The sequence below is a fragment of the Klebsiella sp. K5-204 genome (assembly GCF_030128585.1).
In the GTDB taxonomy this organism is placed as follows: Bacteria; Pseudomonadota; Gammaproteobacteria; order Enterobacterales; family Enterobacteriaceae; genus Klebsiella; species Klebsiella quasipneumoniae.
This window is the reverse complement of record NZ_JAKUZS010000004.1, coordinates 138,022-154,095: the sequence shown is the minus strand read 5'-3', so window position 1 is coordinate 154,095 and position 16,074 is coordinate 138,022. Positions and strand designations below refer to the sequence as shown.

The following is a 16,074-nucleotide window of genomic DNA, read 5'->3' as shown; positions in this document are numbered from 1 at the left end:
TTGAAGTTCGATATTTCTCGTTTTTGCTCGTTAACGATAAATTAACACTATGCCTACATGGCAATATGGTCGTCTGTGACCACCCTACATACAATAATCATCACCACGCTTCAGGATTCGATTATGAGCCAAACATCAACCTTAAAAGGCCAGTGCATCGCAGAGTTCCTCGGTACCGGGTTGTTGATCTTTTTCGGCGTTGGGTGCGTGGCTGCGCTCAAGGTCGCGGGAGCCAGCTTCGGACAATGGGAAATCAGCATCATCTGGGGTCTGGGCGTCGCCATGGCGATCTACCTGACCGCCGGGGTATCCGGTGCTCACCTTAACCCTGCGGTGACCATCGCGCTCTGGCTGTTCGCCTGCTTCGATGGCCGCAAAGTGGTTCCTTTTATTATTTCGCAATTCGCTGGCGCCTTTTGCGCTGCGGCATTAGTTTACGGGCTTTATTACAATCTTTTCCTCGATTATGAAACCACCCACCATATGGTACGCGGCAGCGTGGAAAGCCTTGATCTGGCTGGCATCTTCTCCACTTACCCGAACCCGCATATCAATTTTGTGCAGGCCTTCGCGGTAGAGATGGTGATTACCGCTATCCTGATGGGCGTCATCCTGGCGCTGACCGACGATGGCAACGGCGTGCCGCGCGGTCCGCTGGCGCCGCTGCTGATCGGCCTGCTGATCGCGGTGATTGGCGCCTCCATGGGCCCGCTGACCGGCTTCGCCATGAACCCGGCGCGTGATATCGGCCCGAAAGCCTTCGCCTGGCTGGCCGGCTGGGGTGATGTCGCCTTCACCGGCGGCAAAGATATACCTTATTTCCTGGTGCCGCTGTGCGCACCGGTGGTCGGCGCGGCGCTGGGCGCGTTCAGCTATCGTAAGCTGATTGGCCGCCACCTGCCTTGCGACACCTGCGTGGACGAAGAGCAACAGAGCCCCTCCTCTTCCACCACTCAACATAAAGCTTCGCTGTAATCTGACTACGGGACACCGACTATGACCGACAAAAAATATATCGTTGCGCTTGACCAGGGCACTACCAGCTCCCGGGCCGTTGTGATGGATCATGATGCCAATATCGTCAGCGTCTCCCAGCGAGAATTCGAACAAATTTATCCTAAGCCAGGCTGGGTCGAACACGACCCGATGGAAATCTGGGCGTCCCAAAGCTCGACGCTGGTCGAAGCGCTGGCCAAAGCGGATATCAACTCCGATCAGATCGCGGCCATCGGTATCACCAACCAGCGTGAGACCGTGGTGGTGTGGGAGCGTGAGACCGGCAAACCGATCTATAACGCCATCGTCTGGCAGTGCCGCCGCACCGCAGAGATCTGCGAGCAGCTCAAGCGTGACGGGATGGAGGAGTATATCCGCAAGGCCACTGGCCTGGTGGTGGACCCCTACTTCTCCGGCACCAAGGTGAAATGGATCCTCGACCATGTCGAAGGTTCCCGTGAGCGTGCGAAGCGCGGTGAGCTGCTGTTTGGCACCGTGGACACCTGGCTTATCTGGAAGATGACCCAGGGTCGCGTGCACGTCACCGACTACACCAACGCCTCGCGCACCATGCTGTTCAACATCCACGACCTGGACTGGGACGACAAGATGCTCGACGCGCTGGATATTCCGCGCGCCATGCTGCCGGAAGTGCGCAAGTCGTCCGAAGTGTACGGCCAGACCAACATCGGTGGTAAAGGCGGGACCCGTATTCCTATCGCCGGGATCGCCGGTGACCAGCAGGCGGCCCTGTTCGGCCAGCTGTGCGTCAAGGAAGGGATGGCGAAAAATACCTATGGCACCGGCTGCTTTATGCTGATGAACACCGGCGAAAAAGCGGTGACCTCCACTCACGGTTTGCTGACCACCATCGCCTGCGGTCCGCGCGGCGAGGTGAACTACGCTCTGGAAGGGGCGGTGTTTATGGCTGGCGCCTCCATCCAGTGGCTGCGCGACGAGATGAAGCTCATCAGCGATGCGTTCGACTCCGAGTACTTCGCCACCAAAGTGAAGGACACCAACGGCGTGTATGTCGTGCCCGCGTTCACCGGTCTTGGCGCGCCCTACTGGGACCCGTATGCCCGCGGCGCGATTTTCGGCCTCACCCGCGGCGTGAACTCGAACCACATTATCCGTGCGACGCTGGAGTCCATCGCCTATCAGACCCGCGACGTGCTGGAAGCAATGCAGGCTGACTCCGGTATCCGTCTGCACGCCCTGCGCGTGGACGGCGGCGCAGTGGCCAACAACTTCCTGATGCAATTCCAGTCCGATATCCTCGGCACCCGTGTGGAGCGTCCGGAAGTGCGCGAAGTCACAGCCCTGGGCGCCGCCTATCTGGCCGGGCTGGCGGTCGGCTTCTGGCAGAACCTTGATGAGCTGCAGGAGAAAGCGGTGATTGAGCGCGAATTCCGCCCGGGCATTGAAACCACCGAGCGCAACTATCGCTACAGCGGCTGGAAGAAAGCGGTGAAACGCGCCCTGGCGTGGGAAGAGCACGACGAAGCGTAAGGTTGTTGAGGTATTCCCGGCTGGCGGCGTAAACGCCTTGGCCGGGATACAACCAGCAGGCCGCACACCCCGTAGCCCGGCTAAGCGCAGCGCGAGCCGGGGAGAAGCCGCGCCAACGCATAAATCCCGGGGTATCCCCGGGTTGCGGCGTAAACGCCTTACCCGGGCTACACAGCCCGCAGACCGCATAATCAGGTAGCGCACCGCCTCCGGGTTTTTATCAGCCAAACACCGGCAGCAGCAGAAACAGCTTAATCACCAGCGCGTTGACGATATCGATAAAGAACGCCCCCACCATCGGCACCACCAGGAAGGCCATGTGCGACGGGCCAAAACGGTCGGTAATCGCCTGCATATTGGCAATCGCCGTCGGCGTTGCCCCCAGACCAAACCCACAGTGGCCCGCCGCCAGCACCGCGGCATCGTAGTTTTTGCCCATCATCCGGTAGGTGACGAACACCGCATACAGCGCCATCGCCAACGCCTGGACCGCCAGGATAATAATCATCGGCAGCGCCAGGGAGGCCAACTCCCACAGTTTGAGGCTCATCAGCGCCATGGCGAGGAACAGCGACAGGCTGACGTTGCCCAGCACCGACACCGCGCGATCGAACACTCGATACAACCCCGCCAGCGCCAGGCTGTTGCTAAGGATCACGCCGATAAACAGCACGCAGACGAAGGTCGGCAGCTCAAAGACGCTGCCCGCCAGCAGTTGCGCAACCACCTTGCCCAGCGTCAGACAGATGGCGATCAGGGCGATACTCTCGATCAGCACCAGCGACGTGATGACACGCCCCACGTCCGGCTTTTCAAAGGCGGTCGGCGCCACCTGATCGTCCGGCGTCCCGTCAGGAGAGGAAGAGTGCTTCACCAGGTAACGCGCCACCGGGCCGCCGATCAGACCGCCGAGCACCAGGCCGAAGGTCGCGCAGGCCATCGCCACCTCAGTGGCATTGGCAAAACCATAGCGCTCAATGAACAGCTTGCTCCACGCCGCGCCGGTGCCGTGGCCGCCGGAAAGGGTGATAGTGCCGGCCAGCAGACCCATCAGCGGATCCAGCCCCAGCAGCTTCGCCATACCGATACCGAGGGCGTTCTGCAGCAGCAGCAGACCAACCACCACAATCAGAAAGGTACCCAGCACCTTGCCGCCCGCCCGCAGGCTGGCGAGGTTGGCGTTAAGCCCGATGGTGGCGAAGAACGCCAGCATCAGCGGATCTTTGAGGCTCATATCGAAATCAATTTCGATATCCATACTTTTTTTCAGCACCAGCAGCGCCAGCGCCACCAGCAGACCGCCGGCAACAGGTTCAGGAATGGTGTATTGCTTGAGGAGGGGAACGGTTTGGACGAGTTTTCTGCCGAGTAACAGCACAAGCGTTGCGGCAACGAGCGTCGATAAGGTATCGAGATGAAACATAAAAAGCTCCTTATGGCGCATGATCCATTCACACGCGACGATATTCCTGGTGTCTTTAGCTTCTCATCATGAGGAGTCAGAGGGGGATTTTACGCAGAACGGCGGAAAAAATGACAGAAAAACATATTTTGTATCCTGAATGATGCGATTTAGCATACAAAATGTTAATTATCTCGTTGCGCATATTCACGGCATAAATTTTTATGGGCAAACGCTGGCAAACGTTTGCTTTTGGTCTACAGTCCGATAAAATTCCCGCTTTGCCACCTTGGGATTGCTTGTGATGTCCGTTAACACCGCAGAGTCAGAAAATGCGCAACCGGTTGCGCATAAACCAGCCAGCGAATTAATCTACCGCCTCGAAGATCGCCCACCGCTACCGCAAACCCTGTTCGCCGCCTTCCAGCACCTGCTGGCGATGTTTGTCGCGGTGATCACCCCGGCGCTGTTAATCTGCCAGGCTCTCGGTCTCCCGGCGCAAGATACCCAACATATCATCAGCATGTCGCTGTTCGCCTCGGGCGTGGCCTCCATTATTCAGATCAAAGCCTGGGGCCCGGTCGGTTCCGGACTGCTCTCCATTCAGGGCACCAGCTTCAACTTTGTCGCCCCGCTCATCATGGGCGGCACCGCGCTGAAAACCGGCGGCGCCGACGTCCCGACAATGATGGCCGCCCTGTTCGGCACCCTGATGCTGGCCAGCTGCACGGAAATGGTTCTCTCCCGCGTCCTGCATCTGGCGCGCCGCATCATTACCCCGCTGGTCTCCGGCGTGGTGGTGATGATTATCGGCCTGTCGCTGATTCAGGTCGGATTGACCTCCATCGGCGGCGGCTACGCGGCGATGGCCGACCACACCTTCGGCGCGCCGAAGAACCTGCTGCTGGCGGGCATCGTGCTGGCGCTGATCATCATTCTCAACCGCCAGCGTAATCCCTATTTGCGCATCGCTTCGCTGGTGATTGCCATGGCGGCGGGCTATCTGGCGGCGTGGTTCCTCGATATGCTGCCGGCCAACACCGCCCCGACCAACAGCAGCCTCATCACCGTTCCGACGCCGCTGTACTATGGCCTCGGCATCGACTGGAGCCTCCTGCTGCCGCTGATGCTGGTGTTTATGATCACCTCCCTGGAAACCATCGGCGATATCACCGCCACCTCCGATGTCTCCGAGCAGCCGGTCTCCGGTCCGCTGTATATGAAACGCCTGAAAGGCGGCGTGTTGGCTAACGGCCTCAACTCCTTTGTTTCCGCGGTCTTCAACACCTTCCCGAACTCCTGCTTCGGCCAGAACAACGGCGTGATCCAGCTGACCGGCGTCGCCAGCCGCTACGTCGGCTTTGTGGTATCGCTGATGCTGATCGTCCTCGGGCTGTTCCCGGCGGTGAGCGGTTTCGTACAGCATATCCCTGAGCCGGTGCTCGGCGGCGCCACGCTGGTGATGTTCGGCACCATCGCCGCGTCCGGCGTGCGCATCGTCTCCCGCGAGCCGCTGAATCGCCGGGCGATCCTGATTATCGCCCTGTCGCTGGCGGTGGGCCTCGGCGTGTCGCAACAGCCGTTGATCCTGCAGTTCGCGCCGGACTGGCTGAAGAATCTGCTCTCCTCCGGCATCGCCGCCGGCGGTATCACGGCGATTGTTCTGAATTTAATTTTCCCGCCGGAAAAAGCCTGATTTAACGCGCCCCCGGTCGTGCCATCGGCCGGGACGCCCCCCTGTTGTCCTCCACCGCCTGCTCCGTCACGGAAATAAACCACGCCTGCCTTGAGAAGTGCGCCTAAATCGGGCATAACACGGTTATGTGCATCTCACAGAATGGAAGACCATGAAATTTCTTGGAAAGCTGATTCTCTGGCTGCTAGTCGCTCTGCTGCTCGTCATGGTTGGCGCGTGGTTCCTGCTGCAAACCCACTGGGGCGCCCGCCAGGCCAGCGCCTGGCTCAGCAATGGCACCGGCTGGCAGGTCTCCTTCGATGCGATGGTTCATGATTTCTCCTCCCCTCTGCATGTGCAGTTGCAAAACGTCACCTTTGGCCGGGAAGGCAAGCCGGCAACCCTGGTGGCGAAAACGGTCGATATTGGTTTCAGCACCCGCCAGTTTAGCGACCCGCTGCATGCGGATGAGATTGTCCTCAACGACGGTACCCTGAATCTGTCCCCCCACTCTGCCGACCTGCCGTTCGCTGCCGACCGGCTGATGTTGCGCAATATGGCTTTCAATAGTCCGGAAACCGGCTGGGCGCTCAGCGCGCAGCGCGTCACCGGCGGCGTCAGCCCATGGGCGCCGGAGGCAGGCAATGTGCTGGGGAAAACGGCGCAGATCCAGATGAGCGCGGGCTCAATGACGCTCAACGGCGTCGAAGCCAGCAACGTCCTGATTCAGGGCAAGATTGATCAGGGCGAAGTCACCCTCTCCACCCTCGGCGCCGATGTCGCCCGCGGCACCTTAACCGGCAATGCGAAACGCAGCGCCGACGGCAGCTGGCTGGTGGATAACCTTCAGCTAAATGAGATCCGACTGCAGAGCGCCGCCTCGCTGGCCGACTTTTTCGCGCCGTTAACCACGGTCCCCTCTCTGCAGATTGGCCGCCTGGATATCACCGACGCCCGCCTGCAGGGGCCGGACTGGGCGGTAACCGACCTCGACCTGAACCTGCGCAACCTGACGCTCAGTCACGGCGGCTGGCAGAGCCAGGACGGTACGCTGTCGATGAATGCCAGCGAATTTATCTACGGCTCGCTGCACTTTTTCGACCCGATCGTGAATGCCGAATTTTCACCCCAGGGTATTGCCCTGCGCCAGTTCTCCTCGCGCTGGGAGGGCGGCATGGTGCGAACCTCCGGCAACTGGCTGCGCGCCGGTAACGCGCTGGTGCTCGACGACACCGCCTTCGCCGGGCTGGAGTACACGCTGCCGGCGAACTGGAAGCCGCTGTGGATGACGCCGCTGCCGGCCTGGCTGCAAAGCCTGACGCTGAAAAAATTCAGCGCCAGCCGCAACCTGATCATCGATGTGGACCCTGCCTTCCCATGGCAAATTACCGCTCTCGATGGCTATGGCGGCGAGCTTCAGCTGGTGAAAAACGGCAGCTGGGGTGTGTGGAACGGTAGTGCGACGCTGAACGCCGCGGCGGCGACTTTTAACCGAATTGACGTGCGCCGCCCTTCACTCAAGCTGAGCGCCACGGCGTCGACGCTCAATATCACTGAGCTCAGCGCGTTCACCGAGCGCGGTATTCTGCAGGCCACCGCCGCGGTATCCCAGCTGCCGCAGCGCCAGGTCAATCTGAGCTTGAACGGCCGCGGCGTGCCGCTGAATATTCTGCAGGCCTGGGGCTGGCCTTCGCTCCCCATCAGCGGGGATGGCAATCTCCAGCTGACCGCCAGCGGCAGCGTGCAGGCCGATGCCCCGCTCAAGCCGAATGTCAACGCACAGCTTAGCGCCGTGAACATGGAGAAACAGCAGGTGGCGCAAACGATGCGCAACGGCGAGGTCAATACCGCCCCCGCCGCGCCAGCGCCCGCTCCCGTCACGCCATAGCGATATCCCATCATCCTCTCCCCCACGGGAGAGGGAAGGCTTCTCAGCAAAAACGCCGCTCTGGCTACGCCCTCTCCCTGTCAGGGAGAGGGTCTGCAGGCATTCTGAAACCTGTGTGCAATAAGCGGCTATCTGTGCCTATTTACCGCTACTGGTTCCCTTCAAATATCAGAGTTGCTATAACCAAAATACTGGAAGTCGATAAAAAACCGCTCCCTGTCCCTACAAAAATATAAAAGGATCAATCATGCCTGAAATACGTCAGCGTATTCTGGAGAATATGCAAAAATTCTCCCGGGCCATGATCGGCGCCGTATTGTTCTTGCCGGTCATTGGCTTAATTCTGGCCCTCAGTTCAGTATTAACTAATCCGACATTAATTGCTGAAACCAGTTTCCTGCACCAGCTTGGGCAGATGCTCGGCGACACCTTTTGGCCTTTATTTGGCAACCTCGGCTTATTATTTTGCGTCGGCATTAGCTATGGTCTGGCAAAAGATAAAAAAACCGAAGTCGCGCTGGTTGCGGTGATGTGCTTCATTATGTTTCTTGGCGCCAACCACTCCTGGCTGGAACACACCCACGGACTCGCCGAAAAAATTAACGGTGAATATTATGGCACCGGGCAAACCCAGCTGCTGGGCTTTGTGGTGGTGGATATGGGCGTTTTCCTTGGCATTATTCTCGGCTGCACCATCGCGTGGGTGCACAATAAAGTCTCTACCATTGACCTGCCCGGCGCGCTGTCGATGTACGGCGGCGCCAAGCTGACGCTGGTGGCGATGACGCCGGTGGTTATCTTCTACGCCATCGCCTTTACCTGGATTTGGCCGTTTATGACCCACGGCATCTCCGCCCTCACCGGCTTTATGAAAAATGCCGGGGTCGCCGGGGTCTTCGTCTATGGTTTCTTTGAAAAATTTCTTATCCCGACCGGCCTGCACCATTTTGTCTGGTCCCCCTTCCAGCTCACCCAGATTGGCGGCACCCTGAACGTGGACGGCCAGGTGGTCTCCGGTACCCAGGCCATTTTCCTCGCCTATATGCGCCACCCGGATCTGACCCCGGTGATGAATGAGGCCCTACGCTTCTCACAGCAAGGGATGACCACTATCTTCGGCCTCGCCGGCGCCTCGCTGGCGTTCTACCACACCGCGAAGCCGGAGAAAAAAGTAATGGCTAAGGCGATTCTGCTGCCGGCGATTATCACCTCCATGCTGACCGGCATCACCGAGCCGATTGAGTTCACCTTTTTGTTTGTCTCGCCGCTGCTGTGGGTGATCCATGCGACGTTAACCGCCGCCTCGCAGGCCATTTGCGACCTCTTCACCGTACGCCCCTGGGGCGCATCGGGCCTGATCGAATTTCTGATCTATAACCTGCCGCTGCCGGTCTCCTTAACGCGCTGGCCGGGATATGTCCTTATCGGGATCGGCCAGTTCGCCGTCTACTACGTGATTTTCCGCACCCTGGTGGTGAAGCTGAATCTGAAAACGCCGGGCCGGGAAGATGACGAGAGCGTGAAGCTCTACAGCAAAGCGGAGTACCGCCAGAAAGTCGCGCAGCCGCAGTCGATTACCGATGACATTATCCGCGGCCTCGGGGGCAAGGAGAATATTCTCTCCGTCGATAATTGTTTTACACGTCTGCGCGTAGCCGTGCGCGATATGGCGCAAGTTGATGACGCGCAATTAAAAAATACCGGCGCCAACGGCGTGGTGCGCAATCGTAATGAAGTTCAGGTTATTTATGGCGTAAAAGTGGGACAGGTACGTTCCCGGGTTGATAACTGGTTAGCAGAAAATTAATGAGGAGTTGGTATGAAATTAACCGTATTAGGCGGGGGCGGCGTTCGCTCTGCATTTTTAGCGAAATCTCTGGCCTATAATGCTCACCGCATTGGTTTAACGGAGGTGGTTTTTCTCGATAACTCTGCGGATAATCTGGCGATATTCGGCGAAATTGCCCGCTATGTATTTACGACCATTCGCCCGGATATTCATTTCACGACCACCACCGACCCGGTCGCGGCGCTGCAAAACGCCAATTATATTATTACCACCCTGCGGGTCGGCGGCGATGAAAGCCGCATTCGCGACGAGCGCATTGCGCTGCAACATAACACCCTCGGCCAGGAGACCACCGGCGCCGGCGGCTTCGCGATGGCCATGCGCTCGATCCCGGCGATCCTCGACTATTGCCGGCTGATCGAAGCCCATGCCGCCGAAGACGCCATTCTGTTTAACTTTACCAACCCGTCAGGCCTGGTGACGGAAGCGATCGTCAAGTCCGGCTTTAAGCGTCGGGTCTATGGGATCTGCGATGCGCCTTCCGAGCTGATTCGTGAACTGCCGGCGATCCTCGGCTGTGAGGAGCGCGACCTGAGCGTGGAATGCTATGGGCTGAACCATTTCTCCTGGTTTACCCACTTCACCGTGCGCGGGGAAGCGGTGACCGAGCGGCTGATCGCCAGCCCGGCGCTGTACCAGAAGACCGCGATGCAGTACTTCTCACCCGAGCTGGTGCGGCTGTGCGATAACCAGTTACTCAACGAATATCTCTATTATTACTACTATCGCGACGAGGCGCTGAAGGCGATTCAGGGGGCAGGCGAAACGCGCGGGGAGCAGATCGCCCGTATCAATCAGGAGATGCGCCAGGCGCTGCGCACCGTGGATGCCAGTACGCAGCCGGAAGCCGCCTTCAATATCTGGATGCAGCACTACCTGCGCCGGGAAAACAGCTATATGCAGAACGAATCCCGGCAGGAGAAATTTCATACCCGCGAGCCGCTGACGCTGCGGCAGTTTATCGAAGAGCCGGACACCGGCGGCTATGCCGGGGTGGCGCTGGATATTCTGGAAGCGGTGAACAGCACCACCACCAAGCGGATCGTGGTGTCGATCCAGAATAATGGCACGCTCGACTTTTTGCGCCCTGACGACGTGATTGAGATCAGCTGCGACCTGAGCCGGGAGGGCCTCAAGCCGGTCACGCCGACGAAGGTGCCGACGGCGCAGAAGAACATGATTTCCTGCGTGAAAGAGTATGAGCGGCTGGCGGTAGCGGCGATCCTGCAGCAGGATAAGTCGCTGGCGGTGCGGGCGCTGATGGCGCACCCGCTGATCGGTTCCTGGTCGCTGGCGAAAACCCTGGTCGAAGCTTATCTCGACGATAAGCAGTTCGCCGCCTGGCGGTAAATCACTGACCGGACCTGGAGGCGTAGGCCGGGTAAGGCGCAGCCGCCACCCGGCAACATGGCGGCGCGGCGCCTGATATATTGCCCGGCGGCACTGCGCTTAGCGAAGCTACCTATTGCCAGGTGCGCGGGTAAACCACATCTTCAGTAGCCGCTCAAAGCCTAGGATGCAGTAGCCGAAAAACGGGTTGCTCCAGTAAATATCATCGTCGAACTTCTGCGGATCGTGAATGATAAACGCCGTATCCGCAGCCTGCGCCAGCGGGCTCTGATAATCACCGGTAAAGCAGACCAGGTTGATCTCCTTCCCCTCCAGGGCCTTCACCCAGTTGAGCGCCGAGCTGCTGCGCCCGGATTTAGAAATGATCCAGATGGAGTCGAAGCGAGCGGCGTTTTTCTGCTCAAGGATTTCGTAATCCGGCCACAGCGCCAGGCTGGCATTCACCCCAGTGACGAGAAACTTGTTATAAATATACTGGGCAATCAGCTGCGAAAAGCCGCTGCCGTGGATCAGGACGCGCTGCTGCGCGAGGCTTGCCAGCAGCGGCGTCAGCGCCTCCGCCGGCTGAATGCTCATATAGTCGATATCGTTGGTGACATCGAGCTTCGGCATGGTGATATTGAACTTGATGAAATAGACCAGCTCCAGCCAGCCGCTGAACTTAAGCTTTTTCGCCAACCGCACCAGCGAGGAGGGGTTACTGTAGCACTGCTCCGCCACGGCGCGGATCCCCTGGCGGATACACAGCTCCGGGTCGTTCTGGATAAAGCGCAGCACGGTCATTTCCGTTTTGCTTAGCTTCACGTCACGAAAGATATTTTCTAAGTCCATGGCGGGCTCCTCTCAGCGGCAGCATACGCTATCACCGTTCAGGAATAGCGTCTGCGGCCTGAGTCACCAGACTGAAATGAATGTTACTTTTTGTACAAAAATGGAATAAAAAAACCCTCTCCGCCGGAACGAGGGTGAACAAGGCGAGAATAATGGGGAGGGTGGCGCCGTCGCCCATGATGCCGTAGCCAATTTTCTCTTTGACGGACAAAACAGGATCTTTCATATGGGCACAATTCCCTTGGCGGCACCACAGATGGGTACCGGTTACATTTTTTATCAGCCTTTGCCGCAGGAAGATGAATTAGGTCATTATCAGAATATGTTTCATGTATTTTGCGATCGCGTTAGCCTGAAAAGAGTATGAAAAAGTGTAACTCTTGGATTTTGAACGGATTTGTCTCAGACTGTTCTGCAAAGTCCAGTTTTAACAGTAAAAAAGTGCGTTCAGGTATGTGGTAAACGGCTGAAAGTAGCTATAATGCGCCCCGCCTCCATGTAGCAATCGAGGCGCGGAAGATCGTCATCTCCGGTGAGGTGGCTGGACTTCAAATCCAGTTGGGGCCGCCAGCGGTCCCGGGCAGGTTCAACTCCTGTGATCTTCCGCCAAAATTGCTCCACCACTATCCGAGAAAATCTAAAAATCCCTTTATTTTTAATACACATAGTTAATCTCTCATTCGTAATCGTCCGACAAGTTCGCCCTGAATCCATGAAAAATATGTATAGTGATGTGTATAGAATTTTTATGCACATTTTTGGCTTATACACATGGCACTGACAGACATACAAATCAAACGAGCAAAGCCCCAAGACAAACCATACACATTGAACGACGGGCAAGGCCTGTCATTGCTTATTAATCCCTAATGGCTCGAAGGGCTGGCGTTTCCGTTTCCGCTTTGCCGGGAAAGCGCGATTAATGTCATCTGGTAACTACGACTTGATAAACCTTGCTGAAGCTCGTGAAAAGCGCGAGATCGCCCACAAGCAAGTTGCTAAGGGCATTGACTCGGTTGAGGAACGTAATACGCAAAAACTGGCACAGCAGCTTTCAACAGAAAACGCATTCGAAGCCATAAGCCGCGAATGGCATGCAAACAAAGCTGACCGCTGGACAGTGGCATACCGCGACGAAATCATTAAGACCTTCGAGCAAGATGTTTTCCCGTTCATCGGCAAACGTCCTGTCAGTGAGATCAAACCGTTAGAATTACTTGAAGTGCTGCGACGAATAGAGAAACGTGGAGCACTGGAGAAAACACGTAAAGTACGCCAGCGGTGCGGTGAGGTTTTTCGCTATGCAATCATAACAGGCCGAGCTGAATACAACCCTGCCCCTGATTTAGCTATCGCATTGGCCGTACCGAAGCAAAAACATCATCCTTTTTTATCCGCCGAAGAATTGCCTCATTTTATCAGAGATCTTGAAGCTTATACTGGCAGTATCATAACCAAAAATGCGACAAAGATTGTCATGTTAACTGGTGTAAGAACTCAAGAAATGCGTTTCTCTACATGGGATGAAGTCGATTTAGATAAAGGAATATGGGAGATACCAGCAGAAAGGATGAAAATGCGTAGGCCACACCTCGTGCCTTTGTCTAAACAAATTATTAAACTTTTCAAACAGCATAAACCTATTACAGCGCATTATCCTTATATTTTCATTGGTAGAAACAACCGCAACAAGCTAATCTCAAAGGAAAGTATTACTCAGGTAATTGAATTAATTGGATATAAAGGCCGAGCTACTGGTCATGGATTTCGGCATATAATGTCAAACATATTACATGAACAAGGATTTGATAGTGCATGGATTGAATTACAACTCGCACATGTTGATAAAAATAAGATCAGGGGTATATATAACCATGCTCAATATTTCGAAGGCAGGATAGAAATGATGCAAATATATTCCAATATAGTATTTCAAGTAATCTAATATAAAGGAAGGGAAAGATTATCTTTCCCTATAAAATATTCATGAATATAAATATTTTTTTATTGCTTTACGTGATATTACTTTATTAAAATTAACTCCAAAATCAAGCCAGTGAATAACATTATAATAGTATGTAATCTGTTTCGAATAATCAGATAATATCATGCTAATTTGATCTTTCGTCATTGACTCAACAACTTTAAGACAAACTCTTTCACGCAAAAGAGTATTTTCTTTATTTAAAAAGTCGAATATCTTATGGTGAGGAATTTCTTTGAAACCATTTGGATTCATTTGAGATACAATATTTATTTTCAGCATGTCTGGCATGTTAATTTCTAACAACTCACTTTCCTTACCTTTTGATAGAAACAAAACAGTATCGGCAAGTATTTTGTTCTTATATTGCCCAATGCTATGAGCACCAAGTAGCGTCCCCTTCTCCTTCATCTTTGAATTACATAAATTATACACATCATCAAAATCTCCATACTTTTTAAAAAAGTTCATTATAACATTACTAAGTGAACTCCCTTTAGACCTCAAGTATCCGCGAATTAAATTTAAGTCCTCTTTTTTCATCGTCTCACAAATAAACTCAACACAGTCAAATGTGATATTATCTTTAACAAAGCCTCCGTGTTCATTAAAAAATTTCACAAACTCAGCCCTATTGTTTTCTGGTATATTGTTAAGTATCTCAGAAATAAAAATCTCTGCATTATCGGATACAATTTCTCTCACCCTCGTTATATTCTTATTATCTTTTTTTGCCAAGGCTATAATATGATCCGCATCAAATATATAGGGTGTTTTCCCCAAATCAATTAGATTCTCATTACTTTCTCTGAAGAGGTTGTGTTTAACATATTTTTTATATATAGAATCTTTATCTTCCCCAGTATTTTTTGTTAATACATCACGAGCTTTTTCTTTATATAACTTATAATTAATAGATGATAGCGTATTAATTACAATATATCTAACATCATAATCATCATGCTTTAATAGCTCTTCAAGCTGACATTCATTTATCGCACTGCGTCGGATCAACGAAGATATACAAAACTCCCTTACCTCCTTGTTTTTCACATTCAGTCCTTCAAATAACTTTTCACTTTCAAGAAGTACTTCCTTCTCTTTTAAAGCATCAAGCATTTTACTACTTATACTACTAGGTTGATACTCAAGTATTGCATCAAACCCTTTTATCACTCCGTGCCTGAAACTTATTGATATTATAGCTTCAATTGCTGAAGAACTAGTTCTAACCTCATTTCGCTCATATTCTTTAATAATTAAAGGGATATCATTTAAAGTGCCGACATCTCCAATATATTTTAAAGCAGATACTTTAACATTTTCATTGGACTCATCAATTAACCAGTCATTAAGATAAATCTGTCTATCTTTCTTAATATCATGTGCAATGAATCGCATTATATCTATAGCTTTTCTTTTACGCTCATCCTTAGTAAGCAAGGTATAGTTTTCTATACTAACGTTACTTTCGTTAATCCATTTCCATAATGGTGTGTTATGAGAATCATAATTATCTATTCCAGATAAAATCAGCCCACTAACTTCTGCTTGCCCCAAGGTAAATGAATTGGCACATTTATATAATAAGTTAGAATCATGAACACCAAGAACATTATCATCATTTAAAGGGGAATTTATAATATTCGCAATTAATCTGAAAAGTGCAATTCGCTCAGACGAAACAGCATCTAAACCTGAACACTGTAAGTTACTGATAAACTCTTTTATGAAAGAAGAAGTACTCGAAGAAAAAAAATTATGGCTGTCATTTTCGCTTTTAAAATTACCATCCACACTATTTGATTCATTGCTATTTTCCGGATGATTAGTTTCACGATCTATTATTGTTAGATTCTTTACATAATCCGAGATCCGCCTGCGTATTTTCCTCTCAAAATCCTTACTATCTGTAAATGTTTCATATAATATTTCCTTTCCGTTTATGAGCCCTTCTTTAAATTTTATTACCTTTTGGAGATCAGGACCGGGATCTCTAAGCAAATCCTTATCAAGTTCTTTAAAAAACATACTTATCTGAGGTATTTTTTCTTTTTTATAACGTTCTAATGATATAGAAAATTCCTCTTCAAAACCTGAAGTAAAATTTCCACAAGTATCAGGAGCCGTCCCCCAACGTTTCCATAGCATTCCAATAAATAATTCACAGCGTGATAAATCCCTATTAATTACCTCCTGTGGTCGCCCTATTTTACCAATTGTTTCCTCCCATCCCACAATTTCTATTTGATAACCTGTCGACTCAGCCCATAATGAATTAAACTCTTCTCCTATCTCACGAGCAATTGTTCTTTCGCTCACTAGATCGCCAGGAGATGCAATAAAAACTTTGATGACCTTTCTTGTATCTTGCATGTTTGTAGTTCCAATAGATTTGTTATCTTACAAATCTAATACTATGAGCCTGAGCACAAATCAACAAAAGTAAAGTGATATTAAGAGCTGGCGCGCAGTACTATCCCTACCTCATGGCATGGTTTACATTCAAGTTCGTAGGCAAGGTGGGAGTTACAAGCCCTATGAGTTCAATGAATTTGTAAGCAATGTAGATTACTATCAGCTTCCA

10 protein-coding genes, 1 tRNA gene and 1 pseudogene are annotated in these 16,074 nt (G+C 52.7%); 8 read left to right on the top strand and 4 right to left on the bottom strand.

Translation table 11 applies throughout. The features are described from left to right. Positions 1 to 123: 123 nt before the first annotated feature. Together MKR05_RS12290 and glpK are read left to right on the top strand one after the other, a co-directional pair. On the top strand, positions 124 to 975 hold the full coding sequence (locus MKR05_RS12290; protein ID WP_012967047.1) for an MIP/aquaporin family protein: 852 nt from the start codon (positions 124 to 126) through the stop codon (positions 973 to 975). Positions 976 to 996: 21 nt separating this feature from the next. Further along, a complete protein-coding gene (gene glpK, locus MKR05_RS12285) occupies positions 997 to 2,508 on the top strand; it encodes a glycerol kinase GlpK (protein WP_004873089.1) in 1,512 nt (503 codons plus the stop codon). A gap of 220 nt (positions 2,509 to 2,728) precedes the next feature. On the opposite strand, the gene gltS is transcribed toward glpK, so the two are convergent. Next, positions 2,729 to 3,931, bottom strand: a complete 1,203-nt coding sequence (gltS, locus tag MKR05_RS12280; RefSeq protein ID WP_032454381.1) for a sodium/glutamate symporter — start codon at positions 3,929 to 3,931, stop codon at positions 2,729 to 2,731. Between the two features lie 283 nt (positions 3,932 to 4,214). Between gltS and MKR05_RS12275 the strand changes: the two genes are divergently transcribed. The 4 genes from MKR05_RS12275 to MKR05_RS12260 all read left to right on the top strand — a co-directional run bounded on the left by MKR05_RS12275 (position 4,215) and on the right by MKR05_RS12260 (position 10,672). Continuing rightward, positions 4,215 to 5,606 carry an NCS2 family protein gene (locus tag MKR05_RS12275; RefSeq protein ID WP_101989328.1) on the top strand — a complete coding sequence of 464 codons (1,392 nt, stop codon included), beginning with the start codon at positions 4,215 to 4,217 and terminating at the stop codon, positions 5,604 to 5,606. 151 nt (positions 5,607 to 5,757) lie between these two features. Beyond that, a complete protein-coding gene (locus MKR05_RS12270; RefSeq protein WP_284118639.1) occupies positions 5,758 to 7,473 on the top strand; it encodes an AsmA family protein in 1,716 nt (571 codons plus the stop codon). 247 nt (positions 7,474 to 7,720) lie between these two features. Further along, entirely contained in the window at positions 7,721 to 9,280 is a 1,560-nt protein-coding gene (locus tag MKR05_RS12265) for a PTS transporter subunit EIIC (protein ID WP_072422177.1), read from the top strand. Positions 9,281 to 9,292: 12 nt separating this feature from the next. After that, on the top strand, positions 9,293 to 10,672 hold the full coding sequence (locus MKR05_RS12260) for a 6-phospho-beta-glucosidase (RefSeq protein WP_023291387.1): 1,380 nt from the start codon (positions 9,293 to 9,295) through the stop codon (positions 10,670 to 10,672). Positions 10,673 to 10,780: 108 nt separating this feature from the next. Here MKR05_RS12260 and MKR05_RS12255 read toward each other — a convergent pair whose 3' ends face one another. Together MKR05_RS12255 and MKR05_RS12250 are read right to left on the bottom strand one after the other, a co-directional pair. Beyond that, positions 10,781 to 11,503 (bottom strand): MurR/RpiR family transcriptional regulator, encoded by a 723-nt coding sequence (locus MKR05_RS12255; RefSeq protein WP_032454378.1) that lies wholly within the window; start codon positions 11,501 to 11,503, stop codon positions 10,781 to 10,783. A gap of 31 nt (positions 11,504 to 11,534) precedes the next feature. Further along, complete coding sequence (locus MKR05_RS12250; protein WP_101989326.1) at positions 11,535 to 11,729, bottom strand: hypothetical protein; 195 nt, start codon at positions 11,727 to 11,729, stop codon at positions 11,535 to 11,537. Positions 11,730 to 12,017: 288 nt separating this feature from the next. Between MKR05_RS12250 and MKR05_RS12245 the strand changes: the two genes are divergently transcribed. Then, positions 12,018 to 12,112 (top strand) — tRNA-Sec (locus tag MKR05_RS12245). 162 nt (positions 12,113 to 12,274) lie between these two features. Continuing rightward, positions 12,275 to 13,448: pseudogene (locus MKR05_RS12240) on the top strand (tyrosine-type recombinase/integrase). Between the two features lie 39 nt (positions 13,449 to 13,487). On the opposite strand, the gene MKR05_RS12235 reads toward MKR05_RS12240, so the two are convergent. Continuing rightward, entirely contained in the window at positions 13,488 to 15,863 is a 2,376-nt protein-coding gene (locus MKR05_RS12235) for a DUF4062 domain-containing protein (protein WP_137910598.1), read from the bottom strand. Positions 15,864 to 16,074 lie beyond the last annotated feature (211 nt).